The sequence below is a fragment of the Nonomuraea rosea genome, from assembly GCF_039539705.1.
GTDB classification, from domain to species: Bacteria; Actinomycetota; Actinomycetes; order Streptosporangiales; family Streptosporangiaceae; genus Nonomuraea; species Nonomuraea rosea.
Genome location: NZ_BAABDQ010000022.1, coordinates 117,923 through 129,747, shown reverse-complemented (window position 1 = coordinate 129,747; position 11,825 = coordinate 117,923). Strand labels below are relative to the sequence as shown.

Genomic DNA, 11,825 nt, shown 5'->3' with positions numbered 1-11,825 from the left:
TATGGGATCCAAAGATCGGGAACCCCCGAAGGGGTGGTCATGAGCGGTGCATCGGGACGGCTCGCAGACCGGGTGGCGATCGTCACCGGCGGTGCGCACGGGATCGGCCGCGCCATCGCCGTCGGCTTCGCCGACGAGGGGGCCCGCGTCGTCATCGCGGACATCGACGGCGCCGCGGCGGAGAAGGCCGCCGGCGAGATCGTCTCCGAAGGCGGGGCGGCGATCGGCGTCGGCGCGGACGTCAGCCGTTCGGCGGACGTGGACCGGCTCTTCGACACGGTGCTTTCGAGCCACGGCACCGTCGACATCCTGGTCAACAACGCGGGCGAGGTGACCATCCAGCGGCACTTCCTGGACTCCGACGAGCAGTGGTGGGACCACTTCCTGGACACCAACCTCAAGAGCCAGTACCTGTGCGGCCGCCGGGCCGCCGCCGTGATGGCGCCCCGGCGGGCGGGATGCATCATCAACATGTCCAGCGGCGGGGCCACCCGGGCGCACCGGGGGATGGTCGCCTATGACGCGTCCAAGGCGGGCGTGGAGGGACTCACCCGTTCGATGGCGCTCGACCTCGCCCCGTACGGGATCCGGGTGAACGCCCTCGTGCCCGGGCTGATCGCGACGAGGCCGCCCCACTTCGAGCCCGCGGCCCTCCGGTTGCGGGACGAGACCGTGCCTCTCGGCCGGAGCGGCGCGGCCCAGGACCTGGTCGGCCCGGCGCTCTTCCTCGCCGGCGACGAATCCGCCTACGTCACCGGTGCCACGCTCGTGGTGGACGGCGGGCTCCTCGTCCAGCAGCGCAGCCCGCAGGTGGAGACGTTCCCGGTCGAGCGGTTCCCTGAAATCGGCGGCTCGCCGGGCTGATCCGGAGCGGCCACGAGGAGCGCGACCCCATCCACCGGCGGCCCGCGACCCGGCGGGCACCTGCTCGCGGGGTCGCTTTGGCGGCGGATGGCCGCCGCGGATCACGACGAGGGATGTGCGGCGAGCCAGGTCGCCGCTCTGCGCGCTGACGCGCGGGACAGCCACGCGTCCTGGATCACCTCGGCCAGTTCGTGCCGGGTGAGCTCGCCGATCCGGCCGGCCCGCAGCAGGACCGACGGGTGGCCGTTGAAGTGGGCGGTGGTGAAGAACGGGGACGACTCGTCCTGGACCAGCGCCTGTTTGTCCGCCTGCGAGTCGACCCAGAAGACGATCACGTCCGCGTAGCGCTCCCCGGTGTCCGGGTCGGCCGCGTCCGGCCTCGGGTTGCGGAAGAAGACGAACGACTTCCCGCCCACCTGGTAGATCGGATTGTCGCCGGTCCCGTGCTCGACGGTCACGTGCGGCATCGTCAGCGCCAGCTCGTGCACGTCCTCGACGCGGGCGGGCCGGTCTCCGTCATCGTCGGGCACGACCCCAGCGTAGGCGGTGTCGCCCGGATTTGTCCGGCGGGCCGCGCGCACCGGAGATTCCCGGAGCCGCGATTACTTTCCCAATCCTGGGGAGTCAGCACGGTGGAGTGATTAGTCAGGCACGACAGAGAGGAACCGCCATGCCCGAGATCGATCTGGAGTCCGCCGCCCACGAGGTGGTACGCCTGCTGGACGGCGTGACCGAGGACCGGCTGGACGATCCGACGCCGTGCGCCGACACCCCGGTCGCCGCGCTGCTCGACCACCTGATGGGCTTGTCGCTGGCGTTCACCTGGGCGGCCCGCAAGACGACCCCGCCCGGCGGCGGGCCGGGGACGACGGCCGCCGCGCAACTCGATCCGCAGTGGCGCACGCTGCTCCCGCAGCGGCTCGATGAACTGGTGGAGTCCTGGCGGGACCCGAAGGCCTGGGAGGGGACGACCGAGGCCGGCGGCGTGACGATGCCCGCCGGGCAGATGGCCGTGGTCGCGCTGGACGAGCTGGTCCTGCACGGCTGGGACCTGGCCCGCGCGACCGGCCAGCCGTTCACGTGCAGTCTGGCCGACACGGCGGCCGTCCTGGAGTTCACCAGCGCGGCGGCGCGGCCGGAACAGGCGGCTCAGCGGGAGGGGCTTTTCGGACCGGCGGTGGAGGTCGCCGACGACGCGCCGCCGTTCGACCGTGCGCTCGGCTTCGCGGGCCGCGACCCCGGGTGGACGCCCGAGGCGGCGTGACCCTTCCGCCCGACATGTCGTGACTTTCTCCGATTTTCGGCAAAAGGCTATGGGCAAGCTGAAGATCTCGCCTTATATTACGGCGCAGAGCAGCAATAGCCCTGCACGTTCCAGCGAATGAGACCGGCATCCGCCGATGGGTCGCAAGCCGCCCCGGCGGATGCCGTACCCAGCCACGCCGAACGCGGCCCCTCGCCGAGATGGGACAGGTCATGCGGAAATTACCCCTGTTATCCGTCTTACTGATCACCGCACTCTCCTCCCTCGCCGCACCCGCTCCAGCACACGCGGCCGTGCCGCCGCAGGAGCCGGGCATCACCCTGCGCACCTACGACGTCCAGGTCGAGCTGTCCAAGCTCTGCACGCTCAAGTCCGGTCAGACTCCCAACGTGGACAAGCTGATGCCCACGATCGACTGGGCCTCCGACGCCGACTTCGGCCTGACCGACATGTTCGTCACCGAGGCCGTCGGCAACATCGCCATCCCCGCCGCAGGCACGTACGAGTTCCGGCTCACCAGCGACGACGGCTCCCGGCTGCGCATCGACGACACCGTGGTGATCACCAACGACGGGCGGCACGCGCCGATCGCCGTGGCCGGCACGATCACGTTGACCGCCGGCTACCACGCGCTGCGCGTCGACCACTTCGAGCACCTGTACGGCCAGCAGCTCAAGCTGGAATGGAAACCGCCGGGATCCGCCGACTTCGTCCTCGTGCCGACCTCGGTGCTGAGCACGGACGCGGGCGTGGTGCGGGTCACCGCCCCCGGGCGCAAGGAGTGCGAGAGCGGCGCCGACTCCCCCGGCGACGGGCTGCCGCTGACGTCGGCGCACCCTGACCTCACGCTCACCGACCTGCGCCCGGCCGGGTTCGAGCCGCAGGTCACCGCGATGGACTGGCTGCCGGACGACCGGCTGGCGATCGCCACGTGGGGCGGTTCTGAGACCAAGCTCGGCGAGGTCTACCTGCTCGACCACGTCACCGGCACGACCTCACCCGCGCAGGTGACCGCCAAGAAGATCGCCAGCGGGCTGCAGGAGCCCATGGGCATCAAGTACGTGGACGGCAAGCTCTACGTCTCGGAGAAGTCCCGGCTGGTGGAGCTGAACGACACCGACGGCGACGAGGTCGCCGACAACCTCAGGACCGTGGCGAGCTGGCCCTTCGGCGGCAACTTCCACGAGTTCGCGTTCGGGCTGCTCTATCGCGGCGGCCACTTCTACATCAACCTCTCCGTCGCCATCAACTACGGCGGCGCCACCACCGACCCGCAACCGGCGCGGGACAGGGGCACGACCATCAAGGTCGACAAGGCCACCGGGAAGGTCGAGTACCTCGCCGGCGGCCTGCGCACGCCCAACGGGCTCGGCTGGGGTCCTGAAGGTGAGCTGTTCGTCACGGACAACCAGGGCGGCTGGCTGCCCGCCTCGAAACTGGTGCACATCAAGAAGGACCGGTTCTTCAACCACTACACCAACCCTGACGGCCCGTTCGACGGCAACCTGGTGAGCCGGCCCGTGCTGTGGCTGCCGCACAACGAGATCGCCAACTCCCCCAGCACCCCGCTCCTCATGAGGCGGGGCAGGTTCGCGGGGCAGATGCTGTTCGGCGACGTCACCTACGGCGGGATCCAGCGGGCCTACCTCGAGAAGGTCAACGGCGAGTACCAGGGCGCGGTCTTCCGCTTCACCCAGGGGCTGGAGGCGGGGATCAACCGGATCACCCTGGGGCCCGACGGCGCCATCTACGCCGGCGGTCTGGGCGCCGGCGGAAACTGGGGCCAGCCGGGCAAACTCACCTACGGCCTGCAGAAGCTGACCCTGAGCGGCAGCGACGCGTTCGACATCCTGAAGATGCGCGCGATCGAGGGCGGCTTCGAGCTGGAGTACACCCAGCCGCTGTCGGCGGAGACCGCCGCGTCGCTGGCGGCCAAGTACCAGGCAACCCAGTGGCGGTACGTCGCGGCCTCCACCTACGGCGGCCCCAAGGTGGACGAGGAGCCGCTGCCCGTCACCTCCGCGAAGCTGAGCTCCGGCGGGAAGAAGGTCACGCTCAAGATCGCGGGGCTGAAGGCGGGGCGCGTGGTGCATCTGCGGTCACCGCGTCCGTTCAGCTCGGCCTCGGGGTCGCCGCTGTGGAGCACCGAAGCCTGGTACACGCTCAACTCGCTGGTCGGCGCCCCGGCGACGGACACCCTTTACGAGGCGGAGAGCGCGTCACACAGCGGCGGCACCGGGATGGACACCGACCATCTGGGCTACTCGGGCGCCGGCTTCGTCGCCGGCTACGGGACCCCGGGGGCGGCCACGCAGTTCGCCGTACAGGCGGCCGAGGCCGGCACGTACCACGTGGGCCTGCGCTACTCCAACGGCCCGCACCCCGCGCCCGGCCTCAAGTCGCTGAGCGTGTACGTCAACGGGACCAAGGTCAGGCAGGTGCCGCTGCCCACCACGGACACATGGGACCTGTGGGCCACCCGGCTCGAACCACTCGTGCTGAAGGCCGGCGCCAACACCATCGCCTACACCTACGACAGCGGCGACGCGGGCCACGTCAACCTGGACGCCATCACCGTGTCCGCACGACCGGTGCTGGAGGCGGAGAACGCCGTGCTGCGCGGTGGCGCGAAGGTCGGCACGGACCATCAGGGCCACACCGGCACGGGCTTCGTCAGCGGCTACACGGCCCCGGGCGCGAGCACGTCGTTCACCGTACGGACGGACTCCCCCGGCACGCACAACGTCGGGCTCCGCTACGCGGCCGAGGCCGGCACGTCGGTGAGCGTGTACGTCAACGGGACCAAGGTCAGGCAGGTGCGGCTGGCCGGCACCGGCGGCTGGGACTCCTGGGCCGTCCAGACCGAGGCGCTCACCCTGAGGCGGGGCTCGAACAGCATCGCCTACCGGTACGACTCCGGCGACACCGGGCAGCTCAGCCTCGACCACATCACCCTCTCGAAGGCCGAGCGGATCACGCTGTTCGACGGGTCCAGCCTGGCGGCCTGGGAGAAACGGGCCGGCGGGGCGGCGACCTGGCCGATCGCGAACGGCTCGGTGGAGGCGTACGGCGGCGACATCCGCACCCGGCAGACGTTCGGCGACTTCAGGCTGCACGTCGAATGGTACGAGCCGGACTACCCGCCGGACGTGACCGGGCAGCAGCGCGGCAACAGCGGCATCTTCCTCCAGGAACGCTACGAGTTGCAGGTCCTGGAGTCGTACGGTGACACCACGCCGGCCGCCAACGAGGCGGGCTCGATCTACTCCAAGCGCGCGCCCGACCGCAACATGGCCACGGCCCCGGGAACGTGGCAGACCTACGAGATCGCCTTCCGCGCGGCCCGCTACACCGGCGCGGGGGTGAAGACCGACAACGCACGGGTGACGGTCACCTGGAACGGCGTGGTGGTGCACGACGACGTGGCCATCGACGGCGGCACCGGCGACCACATCCCGGAGAACGCGGCGTCGGGCGGGATCCGCCTTCAGGACCACGGCGATCCCGGCGAGAATCCCCGTTTCCGCAACGTGTGGATCGAGCCCGTCTCCTGACGTCATCCGGCCCGGCAGGCCGCCGTCCCGCGGCCTGCCGGACCAGGGCTTGCCGGACCGGGGCCTGCCGGACCGGGGCTTGCCGGACCGGGGCTTGCCGGACCAGGGCCGGGTGCGGCTCTCAGACGTGCACCACCGCGGTGCGGGCGTGCCCGCGGCTGCCGCCGAGCTCCACCTTGACCGCCCTCTTGGACTTGCGCACGCCGCGGTCGCTCTCCGCGACCGATCTCACCGGCCAGGGCAGCGTGATCTTCACCTCGCCGGCGGTCCTGGACGGGTCGGAGACCGCGAGCCGTACCCGCTGCTGGTCGCGGCGGATCAGCAGCGTGCACGGGCCGTCGGCGGCGAGCGGCCCGTCCGCGGTCTCGACGGTCCCCGCGCGCCAGAAGACGGCGGCGAACAGGTTGTCGCGGGTGAGGGCCTGCACCGCCCGGGAGTTGGCGAGGATCTCGATCCGCCCCCGGTACGCCGCGGTCTGCGCGACGGAGGCGTCGGGCAGCACGGCGTAGGCGTAGCGCCCCTTGCGCGGATCGACGCCGTGGTCGATCAGGATCGTCGTGTAGTGCCTGGTGACGCTGGTCTTGTCGCCTCCGGTGGTGGCGCCGGTGTCGATGTCCCGCCAGCGGCCGGTGCGCTTCTTGCGGATCACCTTCGGATCGACGCCGTCGAGCAGCGCGTAACCGGCCACGCCGGACAGATGGACCCAGCCGTCGCCCTTGGTCAGGGGCGGATGCGCGTCGTGGGTGTTGCGGTTCTCCACGATGGTCTCGATGCGGCGGCCGTCGGAGGCGGCGATGCCGGTGCCGAGGGCGATCACCGCGTCATCGAGGAGGAACCACGCCTTCCTGGCCCGCAGCGAGGAGCCGTCGGCGATCAGCTTCATGGCCGCCACGCCGTACTCGCCGTCGAGTGCCACGCCGCCCGCCCACGGGGTGGGCGGCAGCCGGCGCTTGCCGTGCCGGAGCTTTGCGCGCCTGCGGGTGTCGACCGTCGTGCCCGGCAGCCGGTACGGGTCGATCGTCGGCCACAGCTCGTCGTTCCAGTGGGTGAGGTCACCGGTATAGAGGTAGGTCATGCCGTCGCCGGTGTACCAGCCGCGCAGGTTCTCCTCGTTCATGGCCTCGGCCGCGCCGATGCGCTCCGAGCTCATCGAGATCGCGTAGGCCCAGGTGGGACGGCGGTGCACGACCCGGTCCATGTCGGCGAAGACGTACGTGCCCGTCGTGCGCGGGCCGACCGGCACCGACGGGTCCGCCAGCAGGGCCCTGGCCCGTGCGATGCTCGCCAGCGGCGCGAGCGTGTCGTACGGGACGGCCTGGTTGCGGGTGAGCCAGCCCTTGACCAGCGGCCGCCAGCGCACGGCATAGCGCTCGGGCGCCGCCTCCAGCAGGGTGAGGATGGCCTCGATCGACTTCTGCCCCGAGTGGTAGTCGCGATGGCCCTGCACCGAGATCTGCCGGCCGCGTACGCAGTCCATCATCAGCCCGTCGAAGATGAACGGCGTGAAGGAGCGGTCCACGATGTCGTAGACGTTCTCGATGCCGGTGATCTCCCACGGCGACTTCGCGAGCATGGCGATCAGCTTGGCCACGTGCTCCAGGTAGTCCACGCCGTAGCTGCCGGTGTAGGGGTAGACGTCGTGCTGGATGAACGACCCGTCGCGGTAGAAGCCGTCGCCCGGGCCCTTGGTCGGCCGCAGGAGGTCGGAGACCGCGTCCCTGGCCCGTTTGAGCAGGCGGGCGTCGTGGGTGAGCAGTCCGCGCATCGCCACCGCCATGGCCTTGGCCGCCCGGTTGGCGCCGGTCTCGACGACGCCGGGGTGGCTGACGCGGCGTTCCGGATCGGGGCACCAGCGGCGCAACGGGCGCAGCCAGCGGTCGAGGCGGTCCCTGGGCAGGCCGTCGTACAGGAGGGCGCAGGTGTCGGTCAGCGCCCGGGGGACGCCGATCTCCCACCAGAACCAGTTGCTGCCCTGCCGGTCGAGCCCTTCGTGGTAGGTGTGCTCGTACAGGAAGTCCAGCGCGCCGGCCGCGGTCGCGGCGACCTGCGCGTTCCGGTACATGGCGGTGCCCGGCGTGGCCCAGCCCAGCGCCAGTGTGCGCATGCGGTTGTAGGAGCGGTTGAAGTTGCCCGTCGCGGGGTTACCCAGCGGCAGGTCGGGCCACAGGCTCGGGCGGCCGGGGACGGGGTTCAGCTTGCGCAGCACCGCGTTCGCCGAGCCCTCGACCGCCTGCGTCTTGGCGGTGTAGGCGGCGTCGTACGACCCACCGGCCAGCAGGCTCACCCATCGCTCACGCGCGGCGTCGAACGCGGCGGCGCCGGTCGCCGCGTTCGACGCCGCGGCTGGCCTGTCGCACATGGCCAGGCCGGCCACGACCGCGGCGCCCAGCAGGGCGGACCTCCGGCTGAGGGGGTGGGTCATGGAAGCCTTCCGACAATCGGGCAATATGCGATGAAAAGATCTTATGTCGGCAGGCGGGTTGCTCATTCCGGCGCTCGCGGCGCGGGAGACGCCTTCAGCGGGGCCTGCCACATTCCGGCGATCGCGTCGATCAGGCTGGTGGCGAGGTCGCCTGGAGGGTGGCGGAGCCTCCGCTGCGGGCCTGGCCGCCGCAAGGGCTACGCAGGTCAGGGGCGGCGCGCGACCCCGAGGACGTGGTTGAAGTGGCGGAAGGTGAAGCGGTCCACGATCTCGACGTCGAAGCCGGCCTGCCGGATGGCGGCCACGGTGTCCCGGGCGGGATGGCAGCCGCCGGTGGCCCGCGACCAGAACGGCGTCACCAGGCTCTCCGCCAGCGTCACCGCCGGGTTGCCTGAGCGCTGGTGCTCGTAGAAACGCAGCTCGCCGCCGGGCGTCAGCACCCGGCGTACCTCTCCCAGGGTTTCCTGGGCGCGCGTGGCGCAGCACAGCACCAGCGAGCACACCACGGCGTCGCAGGAGCCGTCGCCCGCTCCGATCTCCAGGATCCGCCCGCTCAGCCCGGCCATCAGCCGCAGCCGCTGCGGGGTCGGAGCCGGGCCGGTGCGGACAGGACGCGGGTGATGGAATTGCTCCATGCCGCTGTCGAAGTAGCGCCCGGCATTCGAAGGGTCGGCGGAATCACCCGTGCTCAGTGCCATGTCTCCTCCTGAGAACCGCACTCCCACTATCGCGCCGCGCGGCGGCCGGCGAGCGCTGTCGCAACGCCTTTCTGACGCGTACGTCGGCCATTCATACGCGTCCTTGATCTCAGGGTGCCGGCTCCCAGCGGAAGATCCGGAAGGCCAGCGCGACGGCGACGACGACCCAGCTCAGTGTGGGCGCCAGGAGGATCAGGGAGCTCGCGAGGGAGACGCCGCCGTTCCAGGCGTTGACGACCAGCTCGGTGGCCGAGCCTCCGGAGAGCAGCCGTTCGAGCAGGGCGAGGTCCTCGGTGCCGGTGATCCCGACCCCAGCTGGCCACGGCGACCCGGGCGTTACCCCGACAAATGCTGGAATCAGGTTCCCGTCGCGGCGAGATGGACCGAATGATATATGTTCGATGATGAAGCTAGCGGTGCAGGTGAAGCTCCTGCCGACGCCCAAGCAGGCGGCGGCGCTGCAGGCGACCCTGCGCGCGGTCAACGCGGCCGCCTGCCAGGTCTCCCGACAGGCCCACCACCTGCACGCCAGCATCCGGGCCGGGATCCTGGGCAGGGTGGGGTCCGCCCGCCGGGTGCGGGCCGAATCCACGCCGATCACCTTCCGCGCCGACGCCGCCCAGCCGTTCGACGACCGCTGCCTGTCCTGGCAGATCGACGCGCGGACGGTGTCGATCTGGTCGGTGGCCGGGGCAGCCCGCAACATCGCCGCGCGCGGTGAGACGGGCTGGGCAGTGAGTCACGCCGCCTGACGCGGACCAGACCGTCGAAACCATCGACGGCGAGGAGCTGCAAGCTCAGTCCTTTATGTTGACGATCGAGAAGCTGACCATGCCCACTTCTATGAAGCGACTACGGCAGACCCTCGCCATCGGGCTGATGCGCGCGGCCAGGGCGGCGAACAGGAGCCCGCTCGTCCGCACCGTGCTGAGAGGCCGTAGCGTCCGGCGGTTCCCGCTGGTCAACCGGCTCTACCACACGGTGTTCCGGCTGGGCGTCGCCGCCGGCGATCGAGACGTGCAGGCGCGATACCGGGGTGTGGTGCTGACCGGTCCGGTGTGGGACGCGACGATCATGCCGTCGATCTCGGCGGGATACTACGAGGAGTTCGAGGTCCGGGTTTTCGAGCGGCTGGCCTCGGTGAGCCGTTCGATCGTCGACGTCGGAGCGAACATCGGCGCCTATGCCTGCACGGGCGCTGCGCGGCTGCCGCAGGACGGCAGGCTGATCGCCTTCGAGCCGGTGCCCGAGAACGTCGCCTACCTGCGGCGCAACGTGGCGGACAACCAGCTCGGCGGCCGCGTGACCGTGGAGCAGATGGCCGTCGGAGCCGCGTCCGGCGAGCTGACCATCCACCTGTCAGGCGAGCAGTCCGGCAAACACTCGGCCGCCGCGGCGAACGTGGGCACCTCCGCCGGCGCCGTCACCGTGCCCATGACGTCGATCGACGCCTACCTCGATGGCAACGACCTCGGCCCGCCCGACGTCGTCAAGATCGACGTCGAGGGGTACGAGGGCTTCGTGCTGCAGGGGGCGGCCCAGGCCCTCGCCTCCGCGCCGACGCTGCTGTTCGAGCTGCATCCCGAGCTCCAGGCGAACTGCGGCGGAGACGCGGGCGACCTGCTCGACCTCGTCTTCGCCCACTACCGCTGGGTCTTCCTGGTGGACGAGCTGAACAACGTCCTGCGTCCGTGCACGCGAGCCGACCTCGACGCCCCTGACGCGATCGGCCTCTACCGCTCCAATCTCGTGGCCATCGGCCGCCGTGAACACCTGGACGCGGTCCGGCAATGGCACAACCTCTGACCGGCGGCCGGGCATGCCGGGGTGGGAGCCGCCCGATCCGGGCATCGGTCGTCAGCGGAAGGCGGGGACGGTCGGCGGCTGGCCCATGAGCACGGCTCCGGCGGCGTCGTACATCGCCGGGCTGAGAAAAGCGTGCTCCTGCGGCACGAGCGCGTCGGCGAGCAGCGCCTGCAGCGGATGATCGCGGTAGATGGCGGCGGTGCCGGAGAGCGAGACGACCTTGTGCACCACGTCCGCCGACGTCCGGGCCAGATAGGCGGCGGAGAGCCGCAGATGCGCGTTCTGCTCGTCGCTGACCGTTCCTAGGATCGGGCGGCCCGCGACGAGTGACTGCCAGGCGTCGTCGGCGGCCTCGTAGAAGTAGGCGCGGGCGGATCTCAACGTGGCTTCGGCCTCGGCGATGCCGGCCCGGTAGTAGGCACGGTCGGCGAGCTTCGGAGCGCCGGTGATGCTCGCCCGGCCGCTGCCGATCTCCTTGGCGAAGGTGAGGGCGGCCCTCGCCACCCCCGCCGAGACGACGGAGAGGGCCTGGGCGGCGTACGTGATCGCGGGGTAGCGGTAGAGCGGCTCGTCGACGACCGGCTCGCCGCCGCGGATGAAGGTCCACTCGCGTTCGACCTCGACGTCCGTCGCGACCAGGTCGAACGAGCCCGTGCCGCGCATGCCCACGACGTCCCAGTCCGGCACGATCTCCAGGCGCTCCGGGCGGATCAGCGCGCCACGCGGCTTACCGAGGGTGGAGTCGTCCCCTGGGATGCCGACGCAGACGATGTCGGCGGCCATGCACCCGCTGGCGAACTTCCACCGGCCGTTGACCAGGAATCCGCGCTCGGTCGGGGCGGCCTGCTGCACCGGGAAGAGCGCGCCCGCGAACACCACGTCGGGACCGTCGGCGTACAGCTTGGCCTGGGTTTCCAGGGGCAGCGAGCCGAGGTAGACCAGCTGGGAGCCGAAGCTGGCCACCCAGCCGGTCGAGCCGTCGACGGCCGAGATCCGTTCGATCTTGTCGAGGAAGACGGCGGGAGGCATCGTCTCGCCGCCGAACTGCTCGGGCGTCGCGGACCTGTAGAGGCCGAGCGCCTTGAGCTTGCCGACGAAGTCCTTGGAGACGTAGCCCTGGACGTGGAACTCCGCACGGCGATCGGCCAGCTCCGCGAGCATCCGGTCGAATGCGGTCTGCGTCATCGCTGCTCCTCGGTGAGATCGACGCGGTGTCT

The 11,825-nt window shown here is 70.8% G+C and carries 9 protein-coding genes; 5 read left to right on the top strand and 4 right to left on the bottom strand.

The features are described from left to right. The first annotated feature begins 39 nt into the window (after positions 1-39). Complete coding sequence (locus ABEA43_RS39430; RefSeq protein WP_345570165.1) at positions 40-864, top strand: SDR family NAD(P)-dependent oxidoreductase; 825 nt, start codon at positions 40-42, stop codon at positions 862-864. Positions 865-965: 101 nt separating this feature from the next. On the opposite strand, the gene ABEA43_RS39425 is transcribed toward ABEA43_RS39430, so the two are convergent. Next, the gene (locus ABEA43_RS39425) at positions 966-1,394 is read right to left on the bottom strand and encodes an MmcQ/YjbR family DNA-binding protein (protein WP_345570163.1); all 429 of its coding nucleotides are present in this window, start codon (positions 1,392-1,394) and stop codon (positions 966-968) included. A 140-nt stretch (positions 1,395-1,534) separates the two neighbouring features. Between ABEA43_RS39425 and ABEA43_RS39420 the strand changes: the two genes are divergently transcribed. Continuing rightward, on the top strand, positions 1,535-2,128 hold the full coding sequence (locus ABEA43_RS39420; protein ID WP_345570161.1) for a TIGR03086 family metal-binding protein: 594 nt from the start codon (positions 1,535-1,537) through the stop codon (positions 2,126-2,128). Between the two features lie 212 nt (positions 2,129-2,340). After that, on the top strand, positions 2,341-5,682 hold the full coding sequence (locus ABEA43_RS39415; RefSeq protein ID WP_345570160.1) for a 3-keto-alpha-glucoside-1,2-lyase-like domain-containing protein: 3,342 nt from the start codon (positions 2,341-2,343) through the stop codon (positions 5,680-5,682). A 121-nt stretch (positions 5,683-5,803) separates the two neighbouring features. Here ABEA43_RS39415 and ABEA43_RS39410 read toward each other — a convergent pair whose 3' ends face one another. Both ABEA43_RS39410 and ABEA43_RS39405 read right to left on the bottom strand, forming a co-directional pair. After that, positions 5,804-8,104 carry a polysaccharide lyase 8 family protein gene (locus ABEA43_RS39410; protein WP_345570159.1) on the bottom strand — a complete coding sequence of 767 codons (2,301 nt, stop codon included), beginning with the start codon at positions 8,102-8,104 and terminating at the stop codon, positions 5,804-5,806. Positions 8,105-8,310: 206 nt separating this feature from the next. Then, positions 8,311-8,802: a methyltransferase domain-containing protein gene (locus ABEA43_RS39405; protein ID WP_345570158.1), complete on the bottom strand. Its 492-nt coding sequence runs from the start codon at positions 8,800-8,802 to the stop codon at positions 8,311-8,313. 401 nt (positions 8,803-9,203) lie between these two features. Here ABEA43_RS39405 and ABEA43_RS39400 point away from each other — a divergent pair, with 401 nt between their 5' ends. Together ABEA43_RS39400 and ABEA43_RS39395 are read left to right on the top strand one after the other, a co-directional pair. Then, positions 9,204-9,554 carry a hypothetical protein gene (locus ABEA43_RS39400; RefSeq protein ID WP_345570157.1) on the top strand — a complete coding sequence of 117 codons (351 nt, stop codon included), beginning with the start codon at positions 9,204-9,206 and terminating at the stop codon, positions 9,552-9,554. 79 nt (positions 9,555-9,633) lie between these two features. Continuing rightward, positions 9,634-10,608, top strand: coding sequence for an FkbM family methyltransferase (locus tag ABEA43_RS39395; RefSeq protein WP_345570155.1), 975 nt, complete (start codon positions 9,634-9,636; stop codon positions 10,606-10,608). 51 nt (positions 10,609-10,659) lie between these two features. Here the strand turns inward: ABEA43_RS39395 and ABEA43_RS39390 are convergent, their stop codons facing one another. After that, positions 10,660-11,793, bottom strand: coding sequence for an acyl-CoA dehydrogenase family protein (locus ABEA43_RS39390; protein WP_345570154.1), 1,134 nt, complete (start codon positions 11,791-11,793; stop codon positions 10,660-10,662). Positions 11,794-11,825: the final 32 nt, after the last annotated feature.